General features: G+C 27.9%; 27 protein-coding genes and 4 pseudogenes. 27 read left to right on the forward strand and 4 right to left on the reverse strand.

What is annotated here, in order from left to right:
* Positions 1-506 precede the first annotated feature (506 nt).
* The 19 genes and pseudogenes from ML436_06240 (at position 507) to ML436_06330 (ending at position 8,081) form a co-directional block, all read left to right on the forward strand.
* Entirely contained in the window at positions 507-719 is a 213-nt protein-coding gene (locus ML436_06240) for a helix-turn-helix transcriptional regulator (protein UMT79328.1), read from the forward strand.
* 294 nt (positions 720-1,013) lie between these two features.
* Positions 1,014-1,220 (forward strand): hypothetical protein, encoded by a 207-nt coding sequence (locus ML436_06245; protein UMT79329.1) that lies wholly within the window; start codon positions 1,014-1,016, stop codon positions 1,218-1,220.
* A 701-nt stretch (positions 1,221-1,921) separates the two neighbouring features.
* Positions 1,922-2,032: a hypothetical protein gene (locus ML436_06250; GenBank protein ID UMT79330.1), complete on the forward strand. Its 111-nt coding sequence runs from the start codon at positions 1,922-1,924 to the stop codon at positions 2,030-2,032.
* A gap of 283 nt (positions 2,033-2,315) precedes the next feature.
* Positions 2,316-2,501: a hypothetical protein gene (locus tag ML436_06255; protein ID UMT79331.1), complete on the forward strand. Its 186-nt coding sequence runs from the start codon at positions 2,316-2,318 to the stop codon at positions 2,499-2,501.
* A 215-nt stretch (positions 2,502-2,716) separates the two neighbouring features.
* The gene (locus ML436_06260; protein UMT79332.1) at positions 2,717-2,911 is read left to right on the forward strand and encodes a hypothetical protein; all 195 of its coding nucleotides are present in this window, start codon (positions 2,717-2,719) and stop codon (positions 2,909-2,911) included.
* 117 nt (positions 2,912-3,028) lie between these two features.
* Positions 3,029-3,208, forward strand: coding sequence for a hypothetical protein (locus ML436_06265; GenBank protein ID UMT79493.1), 180 nt, complete (start codon positions 3,029-3,031; stop codon positions 3,206-3,208).
* A 25-nt stretch (positions 3,209-3,233) separates the two neighbouring features.
* Positions 3,234-3,410 (forward strand): polymorphic toxin type 50 domain-containing protein, encoded by a 177-nt coding sequence (locus ML436_06270; protein UMT79333.1) that lies wholly within the window; start codon positions 3,234-3,236, stop codon positions 3,408-3,410.
* The gene (locus ML436_06275; protein ID UMT79334.1) at positions 3,410-3,607 is read left to right on the forward strand and encodes a hypothetical protein; all 198 of its coding nucleotides are present in this window, start codon (positions 3,410-3,412) and stop codon (positions 3,605-3,607) included. The genes ML436_06270 and ML436_06275 overlap by 1 nt, the downstream gene beginning before the upstream one ends.
* Before the next feature lie 70 nt (positions 3,608-3,677).
* Positions 3,678-4,105 (forward strand): annotated as a pseudogene (locus tag ML436_06280) (phage head morphogenesis protein).
* A complete protein-coding gene (locus ML436_06285) occupies positions 4,106-4,357 on the forward strand; it encodes a hypothetical protein (GenBank protein ID UMT79335.1) in 252 nt (83 codons plus the stop codon).
* Between the two features lie 66 nt (positions 4,358-4,423).
* A complete protein-coding gene (locus ML436_06290; GenBank protein ID UMT79336.1) occupies positions 4,424-4,522 on the forward strand; it encodes a hypothetical protein in 99 nt (32 codons plus the stop codon).
* The gene (locus ML436_06295) at positions 4,519-4,926 is read left to right on the forward strand and encodes a hypothetical protein (protein ID UMT79337.1); all 408 of its coding nucleotides are present in this window, start codon (positions 4,519-4,521) and stop codon (positions 4,924-4,926) included. Before ML436_06290 ends, ML436_06295 begins: the two co-directional genes overlap by 4 nt.
* A gap of 386 nt (positions 4,927-5,312) precedes the next feature.
* Positions 5,313-5,960 (forward strand): annotated as a pseudogene (locus tag ML436_06300) (polymorphic toxin type 50 domain-containing protein).
* 10 nt (positions 5,961-5,970) lie between these two features.
* The gene (locus ML436_06305; GenBank protein UMT79338.1) at positions 5,971-6,165 is read left to right on the forward strand and encodes a hypothetical protein; all 195 of its coding nucleotides are present in this window, start codon (positions 5,971-5,973) and stop codon (positions 6,163-6,165) included.
* A gap of 260 nt (positions 6,166-6,425) precedes the next feature.
* Positions 6,426-6,620, forward strand: coding sequence for an LSM domain protein (locus ML436_06310; GenBank protein UMT79339.1), 195 nt, complete (start codon positions 6,426-6,428; stop codon positions 6,618-6,620).
* A gap of 66 nt (positions 6,621-6,686) precedes the next feature.
* Positions 6,687-7,256: pseudogene (locus ML436_06315) on the forward strand (minor capsid protein).
* A 12-nt stretch (positions 7,257-7,268) separates the two neighbouring features.
* Positions 7,269-7,517 carry a hypothetical protein gene (locus tag ML436_06320; GenBank protein UMT79340.1) on the forward strand — a complete coding sequence of 83 codons (249 nt, stop codon included), beginning with the start codon at positions 7,269-7,271 and terminating at the stop codon, positions 7,515-7,517.
* Between the two features lie 34 nt (positions 7,518-7,551).
* The gene (locus ML436_06325; protein ID UMT79341.1) at positions 7,552-7,668 is read left to right on the forward strand and encodes a hypothetical protein; all 117 of its coding nucleotides are present in this window, start codon (positions 7,552-7,554) and stop codon (positions 7,666-7,668) included.
* A complete protein-coding gene (locus ML436_06330) occupies positions 7,635-8,081 on the forward strand; it encodes a hypothetical protein (GenBank protein UMT79342.1) in 447 nt (148 codons plus the stop codon). The genes ML436_06325 and ML436_06330 overlap by 34 nt, the downstream gene beginning before the upstream one ends.
* A gap of 823 nt (positions 8,082-8,904) precedes the next feature.
* On the opposite strand, the gene ML436_06335 is transcribed toward ML436_06330, so the two are convergent.
* A complete protein-coding gene (locus tag ML436_06335) occupies positions 8,905-9,930 on the reverse strand; it encodes a low specificity L-threonine aldolase (protein UMT79343.1) in 1,026 nt (341 codons plus the stop codon).
* A gap of 269 nt (positions 9,931-10,199) precedes the next feature.
* On the opposite strand from ML436_06335, the gene ML436_06340 reads away from it, so the two are divergent.
* The 6 genes and pseudogenes from ML436_06340 to ML436_06365 all read left to right on the forward strand — a co-directional run bounded on the left by ML436_06340 (position 10,200) and on the right by ML436_06365 (position 15,409).
* A complete protein-coding gene (locus tag ML436_06340; GenBank protein ID UMT79344.1) occupies positions 10,200-10,397 on the forward strand; it encodes a hypothetical protein in 198 nt (65 codons plus the stop codon).
* 56 nt (positions 10,398-10,453) lie between these two features.
* Positions 10,454-11,934: pseudogene (gene cls / locus ML436_06345) on the forward strand (cardiolipin synthase).
* 172 nt (positions 11,935-12,106) lie between these two features.
* Complete coding sequence (locus tag ML436_06350) at positions 12,107-13,015, forward strand: ABC transporter ATP-binding protein (GenBank protein UMT79345.1); 909 nt, start codon at positions 12,107-12,109, stop codon at positions 13,013-13,015.
* Positions 12,984-13,715, forward strand: coding sequence for an ABC transporter permease (locus tag ML436_06355; protein UMT79346.1), 732 nt, complete (start codon positions 12,984-12,986; stop codon positions 13,713-13,715). The genes ML436_06350 and ML436_06355 overlap by 32 nt, the downstream gene beginning before the upstream one ends.
* 3 nt (positions 13,716-13,718) lie before the next feature.
* The gene (locus tag ML436_06360) at positions 13,719-14,810 is read left to right on the forward strand and encodes a sensor histidine kinase (protein UMT79347.1); all 1,092 of its coding nucleotides are present in this window, start codon (positions 13,719-13,721) and stop codon (positions 14,808-14,810) included.
* Positions 14,807-15,409, forward strand: coding sequence for a response regulator transcription factor (locus ML436_06365; GenBank protein ID UMT79348.1), 603 nt, complete (start codon positions 14,807-14,809; stop codon positions 15,407-15,409). Before ML436_06360 ends, ML436_06365 begins: the two co-directional genes overlap by 4 nt.
* A gap of 107 nt (positions 15,410-15,516) precedes the next feature.
* On the opposite strand, the gene ML436_06370 is transcribed toward ML436_06365, so the two are convergent.
* Positions 15,517-15,705 (reverse strand): LapA family protein, encoded by a 189-nt coding sequence (locus ML436_06370; protein UMT79349.1) that lies wholly within the window; start codon positions 15,703-15,705, stop codon positions 15,517-15,519.
* A 138-nt stretch (positions 15,706-15,843) separates the two neighbouring features.
* On the opposite strand from ML436_06370, the gene ML436_06375 reads away from it, so the two are divergent.
* Positions 15,844-16,377: a thermonuclease family protein gene (locus ML436_06375; protein ID UMT79350.1), complete on the forward strand. Its 534-nt coding sequence runs from the start codon at positions 15,844-15,846 to the stop codon at positions 16,375-16,377.
* Positions 16,378-16,563: 186 nt separating this feature from the next.
* Here ML436_06375 and ML436_06380 read toward each other — a convergent pair whose 3' ends face one another.
* Positions 16,564-17,418 carry a hypothetical protein gene (locus tag ML436_06380; GenBank protein ID UMT79351.1) on the reverse strand — a complete coding sequence of 285 codons (855 nt, stop codon included), beginning with the start codon at positions 17,416-17,418 and terminating at the stop codon, positions 16,564-16,566.
* A gap of 329 nt (positions 17,419-17,747) precedes the next feature.
* Here ML436_06380 and ML436_06385 point away from each other — a divergent pair, with 329 nt between their 5' ends.
* Entirely contained in the window at positions 17,748-18,323 is a 576-nt protein-coding gene (locus tag ML436_06385) for a hypothetical protein (protein UMT79494.1), read from the forward strand.
* A 53-nt stretch (positions 18,324-18,376) separates the two neighbouring features.
* On the opposite strand, the gene ML436_06390 is transcribed toward ML436_06385, so the two are convergent.
* Entirely contained in the window at positions 18,377-19,759 is a 1,383-nt protein-coding gene (locus ML436_06390; protein ID UMT79352.1) for an aspartate kinase, read from the reverse strand.
* Positions 19,760-19,882: the final 123 nt, after the last annotated feature.

Raw genomic sequence — 19,882 nt, forward strand, 5'->3', positions numbered from 1 at the left:
TGTTTAGTAATTTACTTATGTTTTACAAAATAGTATAATACTTTTATATAATGTATAGAGCTTCAGTATACCTTTTGAGTATATATGGAGTTCTTTCTTTTTATACAACATGTATATGTATAAATGGAAATGTTTAATACATTACATAAAAACCTTGGATATGGGAATTCAAACATATCACATACCCCAATTTGTGGAATGTTAAATAACTATAAAGAGGAAAGGAGAAAAAATGATAAGAATGGTTAAAGAAAAAGAACGAATAGCAAAATTAAATTTCGAATAGCTGTGACGAGCATAATAATTCAAGTACTTAATTTTATCAAATCGTTCTTTTAAAAGGGTAAAGGGAGGAAGCCCTTTACCACATTAAATTGGGAGGTAGTATTTATGACAAGAGAATTAAGGAAAAAATTAACTCTCTATCTTAACATTGTAACTTTAATATTATTTATTATTAATTTAACTAGAAAAAAATAAACTATTCTTTCATATTTACAAAAATTATGAACCAGTTTAAAGAAATTTATAATACAATAGAAAAATTACTAAATGATAAATCAATATCTAATTATAGAATTAATCAAGATACTGGTGTTTCATATGGTGGTATAAGTGAATTAAGAAGCGGGAAAAGAAAAGTGGAAAATTTAACTTTAGAAACAGCGGAAAAACTCTATAATTACCAAAAACATTTAGAAATAATGATTGAAGATTAAAATAAGGACATATCTTGTGATATATAATGGAGTGAGCTTTTAAATCATCTAATTTTAAAGTATATTAAAGATGGATAACTAAATCTGAATATAAATAAAAAGTGATCAAATAATATAATATAGAATAGATTGAGACAAGAAATTTTATCATTATATAATAAAAAACGCCAATACTATTAGGCATTTGTTTATAAATTAACTAGTTTGTCAATTACAAAGAAACAATGTATTGATAAACGTAGCTACTGCATTAGAATTATTATAATTATAAATAGAAAGAGAGCGTGATTAAAAATGAATGAGATTGAAACTATTATAAGTGAAATAGAAAAGTTATTAACTAACAATACACCATATAGTATTTCAAAAAATTCAGGTGTACCACGTCAAACAGTTACAGATTTAAAGGTAGGTAAAACTGAAATAAAAGATGCTAAATTTAAAACGATAATCAAATTATATGAATATCAAAGAACATTAGAAAATAAAATAGAATGTTAACAAAAATATTTTGTTAGGTTAGGTGGACAAGAAATTAAATTTCTAATGATTTCATGGTTGTCTGTCCACGTTTTGTCCACCTCAATAAGATAATCTCTTAGTTTTAGAAATTGTACATGGTTAAATAATCAAAAATGCATATTATGAAATTATCATTGCCATTAAATCTTGAATAATCTTTAAGTGATGATATTAAAGGTTTAACACAATAAATAAATTAGCTTTAATGTTGTATTCTATACTGAACATATTTAGTAATAACGTATATTATTTTTTATTGTTCGCTTTTTATTATCACTATATTAGATGGTGTATTTGACATATGTAGCAATCTATGATAATTATATTTTAATATATTTTTTATTTTATGATTATAAAATTAATAGAGTTGAAATCGTACTTTATTTCGTGAAAGTATTTTTAATACGTTTATTTGGAAACATTTTTTATCATAAATATAATAGGTAAATGTTTTTTAACAAACTTATTTCTTCGAGTGAAAAATCGCGTGGTAAACATAATTTACATAAATTATAAGGAGGTGAAAATGGTGGAGGAAGTTAAAACGATAAAATAATTCGAATATTTTGATTTCAATTCGGATAAAACTGTTGAATTTCCAAACTAATAAGAATGTGAGGTTTGAATTAATACGAGGTCATATTCTTGGAATAAAAAATTACTTTCTCACCATTAGTAAAATGAAGATGACTATTAAAGTACGCAAAACAAATAAAAAAGAGAAAATAGAATTTTTAATAGGGACATTTATAATTTTGTTAGTAATATTAGGATTCAAAATTATGAAATAAATGGATGGTTTTCGAGTAGTCTATTTGATTCCGGAAAAATTAAAGTCTATAGATAACGTAGTATCTCAAATTTAAAAGACCACTTGAGTTAGTAGCTTTAATATTTATAGAATCAAGTTTAATAAAAATACATAAAAGGTTTAACTATTGTAATCGCTGAAAAATTCAATGGATACCAAATATTGAATTTTAGAAAAGGTGTAAAGTATACAAGGTAAATTGGTTGTCTTTGACAGAGTAATTGATGATGAAAAGTCCTTGTAAAGGTATGGAGATGAAGAAAGTGTCAGAATACAAGAAGAAGTTAATGGAATTAATCGAAAGTAAAATAACAGGATATGAAATTTCTAAAAATACTGGAGTTTCTCAATATGTACTTTCACAATTAAGGCAGGGCAAACGCGAAGTAGATAATCTAACCTTGAATACAACAGAAAAATTATATGAATATGCTAATAAAGTTTTGTAATATAACTACTGCCTGAATTAATAAAGTTATGTTTTTTGATTTTACTATTAATAAAATCAGATGTTAAATGAACATTTAAATAATTAAAATACAAAAATAGTAGATCCAATTGAAAAGGCATACTAAAAAATATGGTGATGAAACTACTTATGGCAAAATTCATTATTCCAAAACTGATTTTCAAATAGTACCATTTGTAAGTAAGGAGAAGTAAAATGTTAATCAAAGATGTATATCGTAAAAATGTTATAGTTACACTAAAAAATGATGAAAAATTAAAAGGTTTTGTTATAGATTATGAAAATCCGTTAGAAAGTGATTCTGGAAACTATTGCATGGATTTAGAAACAGAATTAGGTTTTTATTCTATTGATGAATCAGATATAAAGACGATAACATTAATTAATTAATTAAAGTATCCTTTCTACACAGGTAAAAAGAGGTGCTATTTTATTATACTTTTTTATTGAAAATAATTTATCTAAAAGTACTTGGTGGAGAATAGCTAATATAAATACGTTGGCAAAATAGATAGTAAAACATCTAAATTATGTCATTCACTCAACGGCAAAATATTTAAAGTTAAAGATATGATACCAGGTGTGAATGCGCCGTATATTCATCCTTGTGTAGAAGTAAAAGAAGCAATAATAAATAATTATTTATTTATTACCAAGTTATACTACTGTATCAATTCAAAAACTTAATGAATTATTAACAGACAAAGTAGGGGTGGGTGAAATTTTATTATTAAGAGGTAAGTTTGATCAAAAAGAGATAATAGATTTTGAATTTGTAATTGGAAAATCATTTGTAGAAGGTAATTATATAGATAGAACTTTTGGAAAAGTACATTATTCTAGAACAGGAACACATGTGGTTCCATATGTTAAAAAGGAGGTTGAATAATGAGAATAGCAAGGGCCTATGGTCATAAAGTTAAAGTAATTTTAAAAGATAATAATAATATGGTTGGAAATGTCATTAATTTTGAAAACCCAATCGAAAGTGATACTGGGAATTTCGTAATGGATTTAGAGACCTCAATGGGTATATATTCTATAGATGATTCTGAAATTAAAGACATACAAATAATTACAAAATAGCATCCTTTCTACACAGATAAAAAGAAAGTGGTGCTATTTTACACCCAATTTTAACTATTTATTGAAATATCATTCACTCAACGGAAAAGTATTTAAATTTAAAGATATGATACCAGGTGTGAATGCACTACCTATGCATCCTTGGTGTAGAAGTACCACAGTGCCACATGAAGAAATAAGGATATAGAACTAGATATAATTACTAAAAACACCAATTTGAATAAAAACCTAGTTAAAAGAGCTTATGAACATTTGTTTGAGAATAAATATAGTTTAGATAACGGTATTAATAATTTCTATCCAGATTATAATATCGCAGTAAGTTGGCAACGTTTAAGAGAAGGAAAAACAATAAAAAAACAAGATTTAATACTGTTGCGTCATGAGGCGCTTAAGCATTATTTGATGAATAAGTATAATTATAACTATAGAGAAGCACATGGGATTATAGAAAAAAATACAATTTTTCTAATTATATTGAGAAATAGGGTGATTTGATTGATTATTATGAGGAAGTTAAAAGAAGATAATCAAGTTATTGTATATGAGTATATTCCACAAGATAAAATAGAAAAAGGGAAAGGTGAAATAACAGTAAATAAATTAGATTCAAAGGTAATTGACTATAAATTATCAAAAGTTGAAAATGAAAAAGGTATTTTAGTTTATAGAGATAAATCATTTCATGCAATATTAAATTTTATTGATGAAAATAAATTTCCGAATGAATATATATATGCATGGTATTAAAGCATCCTTTCTACACAGATAAAGAGAAAGCGGTGCTATTTTTATACACTTTTTTAACCTTCTAACGTGAAGGTTATTTTTTATTGTCCAAAACGTGCTGATGACATTTTAAAAGCAAGTATGGAATATCAGTTGACAGACTATAAACGGAGGTATATCTCATGAAAAATAATGAAGGTAATATTACTGATGTAACTCAGAACGAAGAGCAACTAGACAACAGTGATGAACAATCACAACAGAATGAGAAAACATTTTCTCAAGAAGAAGTATCGCAATTGATTAAAGAGCGTATAGCTAGAGAACGCAAAAAATCAGATGAACGTATTAAAGATGCCAAAGAAAACAATTATAGCAATGAAGTAGGTTATTTATTAAAAGATGGTAAAGTTACAAAAATATATGGCGATCAAAATAGTGCATCCTTTGTACCAGGGGAAAAGCAACCGAATTATTATTTAACAGTAAACCTAATACAATTATTATGTTACATAACCATCCTGGGCACTCTAGTTTTTCTCTTACAGACTTGTATTTATTTATATTTAATAATTCTATTAAAACACTGACAATTGTTACAAATAAAGGTCAAACAAAGTACTTAACTAAGACAAAAAAATATTGCAAATCAACTTGTATTGATTGTATTAAAAAATATAATAAAAATAAGAATATAAAAAAATTCAATCATAAGGATATTGATATGATTCTAAAGAGATTATATAATAGTGGTAACATAATATATAAAGTTAGGTGATTAAAATGTATTTTGCACAGTTAGATGGTGAAATAACTAATAAACAGTCACAAGAATTATTGGATAAAGAATACAAGAAAGCAATAGAATTAGAAAATAAGAATAAAGAACAAAAATTAGAAAAATAGCATCCTTTCTACACAAAAATATAGAAAGAGGTGCTATTTTAATACATTTTTTTAACTATTTACTGAAATATCAGAATCACAAAAGTTAACATATTTAAAAGAACTTGGTGAAGATGGCGAATATAAATATGTTGCCAAAATAGATAGTAAAACATCTAAATTATGTCATTCACTTAACGGAAAAATATTTAAAGTTAAAGATATGATACCAGGTGTGAATGCGCCGCCTATGCATCCTTGGTGTAGAAGTACCACAGTGCCACATGTCGGCAATTGGCGAGACAAGTTCTTTAAAGAGCGTGAAGGTAAATATCAGGTAGAAGTAAAAGAAGCAAAATTACAGGAAAAAGCTAAAAACCAGATGAAAGAAATGATTGAAAGTGGTAAAATAAAAATAGAAATAAATTGCGAAAAACAAAATAGGCATATGTTAGGTCATCACCTATATAATGAAAATAAAAAAAGAGCTATTTTAAATAATAAGAAATTGCCTAGCTATAAAATACTTTCTATAGATCTATTGAATGAATTGTTAAGAGAAAAAATGTCAACAGGCAATCTAATATTAAGTGATGAGCGATTTGATTTGAAAGAAATTATTAATTTTAATCAAATTATTGGAAAAGTACATATCGATAATGTGTATATTGAAACCAGAAAAGGAAAAGTGCATTATTCGAAGACAGGTGCTCATATAGTACCTTATATTGATAAGTAGGTGAAAAGTATTGAGAATTGAAGATGCATATCGTAAAGATGTTATTATTACGCTTTTGAATAATGAAGAATACGAAGGGTTTGTAACTGACTATGAAAATGAATTCGAGAGCGAAACAGGAAATCTTGTTGTAGATATACAGACTGATTTTGCTGTTTATTCGTTTGATGAAACTGAGATAAAAAGTATTAGATTATTAAAATAATTTCTGGATAGCATCCTTTCTACACAGATATAAAGAAAGAGGTGCTATTTTAATACGCTTTTTTAACTATTTACTGAAATATCAGAATCACAAAAGTTAACATATTTAAAAGAACTTGGTGGAGAATAGCGAAAATAAATACGTTGTCAAAATTATAGGGAAAGACTATATTGATGGAAAGTTAATAAATACTCAATGGGGACAGTGCATTATTCAAAATCTAGGAGCCGCATTATTCCAAATGGAAAGGATGATAAAAATTGAAATTATGGACTTACATTGGTAAAAAAGTATTGATCGAGTTAACTAATGGGCAAAAATTTATTGGAGAAGTTACAAATTATGACGATGAAATAGATAAAGAAAGTGGAGAAGATTCAATACATTTAGATGACGGAATAGATTTATATGATTTTGATGAAAGCCAAATCAAATATATTGAAGTTTTAAAATAAGTATACTTTTGTAAGAAACGAATAAGGTACTATTTTACACCCAATTTTAACTATTTATTTAAATATCATTCACTTAACGGAAAAATATTTAAAGTTAAAGATATGATACCAGGTGTGAATGCGCCGCCTATGCATCCTTGGTGTAGAAGTACCACAGTGCCACATGTCGGCAATTGGCGAGACAAGTTCTTTAAAGAGCGTGAAGGTAAACACAAGGTAGAAGGTTCTTTTATTGAATCGGGTGCACTTAATAATAAAAGTGACGAATACGGTATCAAAAGGAACAGACATGCTCAAATTTATTATAATTCAGTTAGAAATCGAGATAAACAGATAGAGATTTCTAAAATTGCTAAAAATACTAATATAAATAAAAATACAATTCAAAGAGTTTATGAACATATATTTGAAAATAAGTATTTATTAGAAAGTGGATTTAAACAATTTGATCCTGACTTTTATATGGCTCAAAGTTGGCAACGTTTAAGAGAAGGGAAAAATATTAAAAAAATGGATATAATAATGTTGAAACATGAAGCTCTTGAACACTATCTAATGAATAAGTATAATTTGCACTATATAGAGGCACATAAACTTACAGAAATAAAATATAATTATAGTATTTTAATTAATTAGAGGTGAAAATGATTGCTAATATTAAAAATAAAAGAAATTAATGATAAAAGTGTTACATATAAATATTTTCCTAATAATGATGAAAATATTAAGCCGGGTATTATTCAAATGGATATAGATAGTCTTGAAGTTATCAATGCTGAAAAATCTAGTTTAGAAAAAAATACAAGAGATAATTATTTTATTCATGCCATAGACAGAATATACATAAATACTAGTAAAGGGCTATTTCCTGAATCTGAACTCGTAGCATGGGGATAAAGAAAGTTTACTTTAAAAATTTTAACCTTCCAATGTGAAGGTTATTTTTTATTGTCCAAAACGTGCTGATGACATTTTAAAAGCAAGTATGGAATATCAGTCGACAGACTATATCTCATGGAAAATAATGAAAGTAATATTACTGATGTAACTCGGAACGAAGAGCAACTAGACAACAGTGATGAACAATCACAACAGAATGAGAAAAGATTTTCTCAAGAAGAAGTATCACAATTGATTAAAGAGCGTATAGCTAGAGAACGCAAAAAATCAGATGAACGTATTAAAGATGCCAAAGAAAACAATGATAGCAATGAAGTAGCTTATTTATTAAAAGATGGTAAAGTTACAAAAGTATATGGTGATCAAGATAGTGTATCCTTTGTACCAGGGGAAAAAGCAACAGAATTGTTATTTAACAGTAAACCGAATTCAATTGTTATGTTACATAACCATCCTGGACAGTCTGGATTTTCATTGAATGACTTAGCAGTTTTTACTATTAATAATTCTATTAAGACTATGACAATTGTAACTAATAAAGGACGTATTAAATATTTATAAGTAAGACAGAACATTTTAAAGAAAAAGTAATGAAAAAAATGATAGCAAACTTATTAATAGAAAAATCTCTAGATGTAATTAGTACAAAAGATATTGAAAGGTTATTAAAAGAGTTATACAATAACGATAATATAATATATAGAAATAGGTGATTAAAAGGTGACAATGATGTTAGACGGTAAGTTATCTAAAAAAGAATTGCTCAGATTGTTAACTGAAAAAAACGATGAAAATAATAAGGGAAAAGAGAAACAATCTAAATAGCATCCTTTCTACACAGATAAAGAGAAAGCGGTGCTATTTTTATACACTTTTTTAACAACTAAGGATTACAAGACACATACCTTCAACAATATCCTCATCTAAACCTATTGATTTCCTAAGCTCCATTTTAATCACAAAGTTTATTTGTAAAGATGCACACCTAAAAAATCTTAATCATCGAAAAGTTGCAGACATGTCCATATTAAAAACTTTAATAGTGCATTCTATTTAAACTAAACATCAATATTCTTACCAAAATAGATTTAGCAATTCAATTATTAATACGTCACGTCTTTCATAAAATAACTACAACCAGCATAATAATTCTCAAATCTCGTAAAATTAAAGTAAATACAGCGCAAATTTACATTTATAAATATATAAAATAAAACAAGATACCAATAATATTTAGTATCTTGTTTTGAAATTTTATATCATCAACGGCTTCAAATGAACAGTTTCATATTGACATGTTCATATACATGTCAATGCATACAACTAATCCAACTAAACCTGCTTAATTAATACATGAATCTTCAGATATCACACACTATCATTATTAAATCAATTCTAATAATTTATTTAAATTTTCTTCGGTTGTTGCCCAGCTGGTTGCGAATCTTACAACACGATGTTGATCATCGTATTTTTCCCAAACAGCAAATTTAACTTTTTGTTCTAACTCTGCTATTTTCTCGTTACTTAAAATAAAAAATTGTTGATTGGTTGGAGAATCAAAGTAAAGACGATAGCCTTTATTTATAAACCCATCTTTCATCTTATTTGCCATTTCGATAGCATGTCTACTTATTTTAAAATATAAATCATCGGTAAATAATTCTAGAAATTGTATACCTATTAAACGTCCTTTTGCTAAAAGGGCACCGTGATGTTTGATTCGAGTGGTAAATTGTTTTGGTTCATTATTTTTTGTAAAAACAATAGCTTCTCCACAAAGTGCACCAATCTTCGTACCACCTATATAAAATACATCACAATATTTAGCGATATCTTTAATAGTCATGTCTGATTGATCACTCATTAATGCATATCCTAAACGTGCACCATCCATAAATAATGGAAGTTGATATTGCTTACATATTTTAGAAAGTGCTTCTAATTCTGGCTTTGAGTAAAGTGTGCCATATTCAGTTGGATGTGAAATGTATACCATTCCTGGAAATACCATGTGGTCTTTTTTAAAGTCACATTTAAATGTTTCCATATAAGACTCAACTTCTGAAGCGCTAATTTTTCCTTCGTTAGATGGTAACGTAATTACTTTATGACCACTAAATTCAATAGCACCACCTTCATGTACAGCAACATGTCCCGTATCCGCTGACAATACACCTTCGTAACTTTCTAGCATAGAATTGATGACAACCTGATTGGTCTGAGTTCCACCAACTAAAAAACGAATTGTAGCATTTGGACAATCAATCGTATCTTTAATCTTTTCAATTGCCTGAGCTGTGAAATGATCAAAGCCATATCCCGAAGCTTGTACAAGATTTGTATCTACTAATCGTTTTAATACTTTTTCATGAGCGCCTTCTAAATAATCATTTTCAAATGAAATCACTACATTTCCCCCTAAAACTAATATCAGCATTTTAATAAGATAAACTAATTTCAAAACTAGTTCGATATTTAAAATGTATTGTGAATTGTTAAAGTTTGTATCGCATTATCGCGAAGTTGAATAAATATATTATACATCAAACAACAAATTAATAAAATTAATTAATTTTTAATCATAGCGACTTTTCGTGCTGGAATACACATATTAATGATTGAATTTTACTGTTAAAAGTTCTATGATTTAGGAAATAGAGAAAAGAGGGGATTTAGATGGAACAAATTAAACTTAAAACTTTTACAGCTGAGACTTTAGAATTATTAGAAAAAAACATTAATGCTTTTTTAAGTTCTGAAGAAGCTACAAATTTAAAATTAGTAAATATTACTATTAAAGAAATAGAAGAAAGAACATTCCCAAATAATGAAGAAGAATTCAATGCAATTTTAACTTTATCTGTGAATAAATAATATGATGTGAAAGGTGCAAAAATATTTTTGTGCCTTTCTTTATAGGAGAAAAGACTATGCAATATACATTTTCAAACGATTTAGGAACGTTATTTACCATTATTTTAGTCATTGATTCATCATTAATTTAGTATTGGCTTTTATTATTATCTTTTTAGAAAGAAATAGGCGTACAGCGAGCTCAACTTGGGCATGGCTATTTGTACTTTTTGTCTTACCATTGATTGGTTTTATTCTTTACTTGTTTTTTGGTAGAACCGTTTCGGCACGCAAATTGAATAAAAACAATGGTAACGTGTTAACGGATTTCGATGGACTTTTAAAACAACAAATAGAAAGCTTTGATAAAGGTAATTATGGTACTGATAACAAACAAGTTCAAAAACATCATGATTTAGTACGTATGCTTTTGATGGATCAAGATGGTTTTTTAACTGAAAATAATAAAGTTGACCATTTCATTGACGGTAATGATTTATATGATCAAGTTTTAAAAGATATTAAAAATGCGAAAGAATATATCCATTTAGAGTACTATACTTTCGCTTTAGATGGTTTAGGTAAAAGAATTTTACATGCTTTAGAAGAAAAATTGAAACAAGGTCTAGAGGTGAAAATATTATATGATGATGTTGGATCTAAAAATGTTAAGATGGCAAATTTTGATCACTTTAAATCATTAGGTGGCGAAGTTGAAGCATTTTTTGCGTCTAAACTACCGTTATTAAATTTCCGTATGAATAACAGAAATCATAGAAAAATCATTATTATTGATGGTCAATTAGGCTATGTCGGAGGATTTAACATTGGAGATGAATACCTTGGTTTAGGTAAACTAGGATATTGGAGAGATACACATTTACGAATTCAAGGAGATGCAGTTGATGCATTACAATTGCGCTTTATTTTAGACTGGAATTCACAAGCGCACCGTCCACAATTTGAATATGATGTTAAGTATTTCCCTAAAAAGAACGGACCATTGGGTAATTCACCAATTCAAATAGCTGCAAGTGGCCCAGCTAGTGACTGGCATCAAATTGAATACGGTTATACAAAAATGATTATGAGTGCAAAGAAATCTGTATATTTACAATCACCATATTTCATTCCGGATAATTCATATATAAATGCCATTAAAATTGCAGCTAAATCAGGTGTAGATGTACATTTAATGATTCCATGTAAGCCAGATCATCCATTAGTATATTGGGCGACATATTCAAATGCATCAGATTTATTATCTAGTGGCGTAAAAATTTATACGTATGAAAATGGATTTATACATTCTAAAATGTGTTTGATAGATGATGAAATGGTTTCAGTCGGAACTGCTAATATGGATTTCAGAAGTTTTGAATTGAATTTCGAAGTCAATGCTTTTGTATATGATGAAAAGCTTGCTAAAAATTTAAGAGCGGCTTATGAACATGATATTACAAAATCAAAACAACTAACCAAAGAATCATATGCCAATAGACCGCTGTCTGTTAAATTCAAAGAATCGTTAGCAAAATTAGTTTCGCCAATTTTATAATTTATTTGTAAGGAGTCTCGATTATAGAGGCTCTTTTTATTTTACCCAAAATTAAATAGCGATAAATATATTATGTAAACCTAATAATGACATTTGTCATTTCAAATCTATGACAAAGTGTTCTATTGTAAATCTTATAAATTTACTAATATTAAATTAAGAAAAAATAGAGGTGATTAAATTGATTCAAATATCTAATATCAACAAGTCATTTAATAAAAGATGTGTTCTAAAAAATATTTCGTTCGAAATTGAACAAGGTAAATGTATCGCTTTAATTGGAAAAAATGGTGCGGGAAAGTCAACGTTAATTGATATATTAATTGGTAAAGTTAATGCTAATTCTGGTGAGATATTTGATAAAGACAAGTTATTACAAAGTGAAAATCGCAGTATAATGTTCCAAAAAACGATGTTCCCAGATCAATTAAAAGTTATTGAGATTATCAACTTATATCAATCATTTTACGAAAATCCATTACCATTGGAAGAAATAATAGAACTGACGAAATTTGATTCTAGTCAGCTGAATCAATTTGTAAATAAACTTTCTGGTGGTCAACAACGATTACTCGATTTTGTATTATCTTTAATCGGACAACCACAATTGATCTTGTTAGATGAACCAACATCGACTATGGATATAGAAATTAGAGAATATTTTTGGTCAATTATTGAAAATTTAAAAGAAGATAATCGAACGATACTTTATACATCACACTATATTGAAGAAGTCGAACGTATGTCAGACAAAATTATTCTCATTGAAAATGGAGAAATAATACTTAATGATTCAACGTCACATATTAGAACCAATCAGCAATCACAGATTACGTTATCCGATGAATATAAAAGAAAGTTAAAACTAGATAAAGATGATTTAGTTATTCAAAAAAATCATAATGGCACTATCAAAATTATTACTTCAAATGTAAATGATACGATTTTATATCTTCAACAACTTCATATTAATTTGGATGATATTGAAATACAAAAAGTCTCAATTGTTGATTCATACTTCAACAATAAAAAGCAAAGGGGATCTAATTATGATACTAAGTTACTTGAAAATCGAATTTAAAGTTATAATGCGTAAAAAAACAACATTAATATTATCTATTTTATTTCCTGTTATATTCTATATATTATTTACTTCGATATTGGATTTGCCGGAAGATGTTAAACCTAAATTTTATAAAGAGTATATGTATAGTATGACCGTTTATAGTTTGTTAAGTTTTAGCTTACTAACTTTTCCATTAGATATTATTAATGAAAAACAAAATGGATGGCGCCAAAGATTAATGGTAACACCATTTACTTTTACTAGTTATTATATTTCAAAAGTAGTGAAAACTATGCTGCAATTTGCAATAGCGATATTAGTTATTTTTATGGTTGGACATTTTTATAAAGGTGTTGCAATGAGTGCAGTTCAATGGTTAGAGTCAGGAATATTTTTATGGTTAGGTGCGTCTCTATTAATAACTTTTGGCATATTATTTTCTTTGTTAAATGATATTCAAAAAACAAGTGCTTTAGCTAATATCGTAACAATTGGTTTAGCAGTATTAGGTGGATTGTGGTTTCCGATAAACACATTTCCAAATTGGCTTCAACATGTTGCTCATGTTTTACCAAGCTATCATTTGCGTAAACTAGGTGTAGATATTGCTTCAAACCATCATATCAATTTAATATCATTTGGTATAATAATCTTGTATGCTTTAGGGAGTATAATAGCAGTATATTGTATTAGTCATTTTAAAAGGGCGGAATAAAATATGAAATTTTTAAAAGAAACTTCAATTGCTGAACTATCCTCTTTACTTTATCTGATTTTTCCTATTGCTGGTATTTTTTTCAATGAAATACATGGGCCAAAATGGTTGTATATCATACTAGTTAGTATTTTTTCAGTGTCGTATTTTATATTAGTTACACTAAATAATAGACTTAATCATTTAACACTTTATATATTATTAATGACACATTATGTCATTATTTGCTATTTTGTATTATTTATACATCCGATCTTAAGTCTGTTTTTCTTTTATAGTGCCTTTGCTATTCCCTTTACTTTTAAAAAGAGTGTTAAAAAAGTTTCATTGTACATGTTTACACTAACACTGATTATATGTTTAATAATTACTTATTCTTTTTATAACGACTATTTTGTTTCAATAATGATTTATTATGTCGTTATATTATTAATAATGCTAGATAATTTCAAAAAAATGAGAAACCGTGAATATCAAAAAGAAATAGCAGAAAAAAATCGATATATTAATACATTAATTGCTGAACAAGAACGAAATAGAATTGGTCAAGACTTACATGATACGTTAGGGCATGTGTTTGCAAGTTTATCATTAAAATCAGAATTAGCTTATAAACTTATAGATACCGATGTAGAAAAAGTAAAAGCTGAATTATTAGCAATTAATAAATTATCTCGTGATTCATTGAACAAAGTTCGAGAAATTATTGATGATATAAAATTGCCATCATTTATTGAAGAGATTGATAGTATAGGTAAGGTTTTAAAAGATGCTGATATTGATTTTACGTTTGAAAATAAAGAATTGGCACAAGTATTGAGTCCTACTAAACAATCTATGTTAGTTATGATTGCGCGTGAAGCGATAAATAATGTTATTAAACATGCAAATGCTTCAAAAGTTCATGGTAAATTAAAAACTGTAAACAATCATAAATTACTGCTTATGATTGAAGATGATGGCAAAGGTATTGATAGTGATTGCGAGGTGAAAAGTATTTCACAGCGTGTACAACATTTAAATGGAACTTTAGCAGTCGACTCAACAAATGGAACTAAAATAATCATTGAGATCTCAACAGGAGGGATAGCATGACATCTTTAATTATTGCAGAAGATCAAAATATGTTACGACAGGCAATGGTTCAATTAATTAAACTACATGGTGATTTTGAAATTTTAGCAGATACTGATAATGGTCTCGATGCAATGAAACTTATTGAAGAATATAATCCTAACGTTGTTATTTTAGATATTGAAATGCCAGGAATGACTGGACTTGAAGTTTTAGCGGAAATTAGAAAGAAGCATTTGAATATTAAAGTGATTATTGTAACAACTTTTAAAAGACCGGGATACTTTGAAAAAGCAGTTGTGAATGATGTGGATGCATATGTTTTAAAAGAACGTTCTATAGAAGAATTGGTGGAAACCATTAATAAAGTAATTAACGGAGAGAAAGAATATAGCGCCACATTGATGACTTCATTTTTTGTAGATAAAAACCCTTTGACACCAAAAGAACAAATTGTATTAAGGGAAATTGGCAATGGTTTAAGTAGTAAAGAAATAAGTGAAAAATTATTTTTGACAGATGGAACAGTTAGAAATTATACATCTGTTATAATTGATAAATTATTTGCAGATAATCGTTTTGATGCTTGGAAAAAGGCGAATGAAAAAGGTTGGATATAAATTAAAATAAAAAGTATTGAGTTTTTGATTTAATTGTTTGCTGGCAAACCAGTACATAGATCATACTCAATACTTTTATTTTGACATTAACGACACTAGTTGTTGAATTATTTTTTTCGTTTTTTATAAAACGAGGCAATAAGGTAAACAATAAATCCAACTAAAATACCAAGTAAAATAGATAACACTGCACTTACTATTAATGGTAATTTGAAAAATATTTGTAGAAAAATACCAACGATAATTGCGATAATTACTGCAATTAATGTGACTGTATTTTCATTTGAAATGTTCATTCGTTTTCACTCCTTAATAAAATCATTATATCATGCTATAGCATTACAAAATATTGAAATATATAGATATGGCTATTGACGATATTTCTTAACTTTTATATGATTAATCGGAATGAAAAAAGAGAAGTAGGTGGCAAAATGAAGTCGAATAAATCGCTTGCTATGATTGTGGTGGCCATTATTATTGTAGGTGTTTTGGCGTTCCAATTTATGAATCATACTGGTCCTTTTAAAAAGGGGACAAATCAAGAAAGTACGCAAGATTTAAAAGGTAAGGACAAGGTACATGTTCAAAGAGTCGTTGATGGAGATACATTTATAGCGAATCAAAACGGTAAGGAAATCAAGGTTAGACTCATTGGAGTTGATACTCCTGAAACTGTAAAACCGAATACGCCTGTACAGCCATATGGTAAAGAAGCATCAAATTATAGTAAGAAGACATTAACGAATCAGGATGTTTATTTAGAATATGATAAAGAAAAGCAAGATCGCTATGGTAGAACATTGGCCTATGTATGGCTTAGTAAAGACCGTATGTACAATAAGGAATTAGTGGAAAAGGGGCTTGCTAGAGAGAAGTACTTTTCACCAAATGGCAAATATAGAAATGTATTTATAGAAGCACAAAACCAAGCTAAAAAACAGCAATTAAATATTTGGAGTAAGTAATTAAAGACGTATTGGTATAAATAATCGTCATTTCTAAAACGTGTCAGAAAGAAGAATTTAACATATCATCCAATTTTTGATTTAATAATTTTGGTACTGAAAACAAACTATCATAGTTAAATGAATATAATAAAGGCATAATAACCATTTTTGCATTGAGCTGAATGGATTATTATGCCTTTGATTTTACTTGAATATACTTGTTATTTGATTTACTTGTTCTTTGTTTAGTGGATGCTTAGATAAATCGATTGCTTCACTAATAATACGTCTTAATGACGATTTAGTTGAAACTGTATCAACGTATTTATCGCGCTCTTCAGAACCTTGAATGATATTAACTGTACCATCACTAAAGTAAATCACACCGGTACTTTGAACTTTAAAGTTAAAGTTTTGTTCAATATGATCCTTCAATGCTTTTGCATTATTCGCTGCTAATTGATATGGATCATAATCATAAAAATCATAAACAACACGATTTGGTTGAACAGTTTCTGTAAATGTATATATCGCACTTCTTGATGAATTAAACTGATCGTGATATTGCTGGCTAATATAATGACCAACAACTTTTTCTATATTACTATTACTCATTTCTGTATCATGTTCATCTGGTACATCGAAGTGATAAAATGTTTTTTCACCCCAACTTTTCACGTCAACATTTATTAAACCGATATCTGAAACAATGATAAAATCAAATGAACGTGCAAACTCGAAAAATGGATGTTTTGTTGCTAAATTGCTAGTCACGATAATATCGTAATATTTTAATTTTCCTTCTTCAAGATAGCTATCTAAAATCTTACGTAATTCTCTTTTAGCATTTTTATAGGCATGATGCCCAACATCATTATTAGAACTCAACATTTGACTTCTTAATTCAGCATTTTCAGCACTTAATGCTTTGTTCTTTTTAATGAGTTGCTTTCTAGCATAGACCTCGGTATCAATTTTACTGTTACTGTACCTTTGATTTAAAACTAAAATACCGGTCAATACTACTATGATAATGATAAGTACAAGATAAAAAGACATTTTTTCACCAATCCTTTTTGACTTCTTTAACTTTGTGTACAATAATAATTAATATAGATTAATTGTTATTCAATTTCCCACATTTTTATTAGTTGATTCTAATTCACCATTGTTATAATCAAATTATAAACTGACAGAAATTGATGTTCAATGAATATGACGTGAAAGATTCGTGAATTCAACTTTATGACGAATTTATGATATGTCTTAACTTTTATAAATGAATTGTATTAATTGATATGCTTTCGAGATTGAATTCGTTAATTTTAAAAGGTATAATGAAATTTGTGAAAGCGCTTGCTTAGGAGGTGTATTTGAGAGTGAATGAAATAAATGCTAAAGAACAATTAGTAGACAATTTAATGAAAACATCATCGCAATTATTTAAATTTCACGGTGAAGTTGCCATGCAACTTTTCTTGAATGATGAATTAAAATTACCTTCTATTGTTGAAATATGCGTAGAACGTAAGCGTTTAAGTGATATTGTGAAAGTTATTCCGCAATCTTATGCGTTACTATACATAGATAAACAAGATCAGAATATAGCTAGAGATGATTTATCACTTTCAAAAATAGCACGAGTATATGTGCAATTTAACGATACGACAATTATGAGTATTTATGTTTATGATGTAGTGAATGATGATTGGATTTTTAGGTTAGATCCAAATGTACGCATTCCGAAGAGTAATATTTATTTTCACAGTTTGAATTGGGATGTTGATTACATTAAACCAGAAATCGTTCTAATGTATGATTTAATGCAACATCATCAGTATCAACAATATTCTAATTATAAACGTGTTATTGATGCGTTGAGCTACTATCAATTTTTTATTTTAAAATTTGTAGTAGGTGAGCAACGTATTAAAGATGCGATTCAGAGAACTATAAATAATTAAATAAAAAGCAATTCATAACGGATATGACTAAACGTGTTATGAATTGCTTTTAATTATTTTTTATCACATAAGTTTTTCAATTCAATGCCATGATAGCAAAACTCATAAGTTGATAGAACTGCTTTTTCAGCATCGTCTACATGAATACCAAACATCATCGAGATTTCAGAAGCACCTTGGTTAATCATTTTTAAATTGATTTTGGACTTAGCTAAGGCATGAGTGATTTTATTTGCTGTGCCGATAACTTTGTTCATACCTTCACCGACAATCATTAAAATAGCTAGGTCATGCTCAATACTAAGTTCATCAACATCGCATTTTTTACGAATCTCATTTAAAACTTTTGTTTCTTTATTTTGAATTTGTTTTGAACGCATCACAATACTTATAGTATCAATACCAGAGGGCATATGATCGAATGAAATATTGTTATCTTCTAAGACACCAAGAACTTTTCGAGTGAAACCTACTTGTCTGTTCATTAAATATTTTTTGATATTAATAACAGTAAAATCTTTATCACAACTAATACCGCTGATTACATTTTTAGCGTTGATTTCTCGGTCATGTAAAATATAAGTACCTTTATCTTGGGGGCGATTCGTATTTTTGATAACAACAGGAATGCGATCCTTATATAGTGGTTGCAGTGCTTCATCATGGAAAACGCTAAATCCTGCATAAGATAATTCACGCATTTCTCGATAAGTAATTTCTTCAATGAGTTCAGGATCTTTAATGATATTGGGGTTAGCTTTAAAGATACCAGATACATCGGTGAAATTTTCGTAAATAGTAGCTCTAACGCCACTTGAAATAATTGCTCCAGTTATATCAGATCCGCCTCGAGGAAACGTTACAATATAGCCTTCATGTGATACACCAAAAAATCCTGGAATAATTAGTTTCTCATCATAATTTCGTAATTTCTTTATTTCTTCATAAGCGCTATCTAAAATTTGAGCTTGTTGTGGAACATCAGTGACGTAAATACCCGCTTCTTTTGGAGATACATATTTTGTAGGAATGCCCTGACTATTATTATATAAAGCAATCAATTGTGCATTAAAATCTTCCCCACAAGATAGTAATGCATCTAATAATCTTTTAGGTTTATTTTTTAATTGCTCGATATAATGTTCTAATGTTTGGTCTATTGTTCGTAAAATACTTTCATCCATCTGCAATTCTTTTACAATATCATCATATCTCTGAATAATTTCTCTTTTTTTATCATGATAGTCAAGATGATTAATGACCTTTTCATATAATCTGATTAATAAATCAGTCGTTTTAACATCATTGTCATGTCTTTTTCCTGGTGCAGAAACGATTACAATTTTTCGCTCAGAATCAGAATTAACAATATTTAAAACTTTTTTAATTTGAGTAGCATTAGAGACGGAGCTACCACCGAATTTGGAAACTTTCATAGTGCATGCCAACCTTTCTAAAAAATCAGAAAATTGTATTCAGTTTTGTAAGTAAGAATGATATTATATATTTATATTTTGAATATTACGAACTTTACAAAAATAAAGAATAATTCTATACTA

The organism is Staphylococcus roterodami (genome assembly GCA_022493055.1).
Taxonomy (GTDB): Bacteria; Bacillota; Bacilli; order Staphylococcales; family Staphylococcaceae; genus Staphylococcus; species Staphylococcus singaporensis.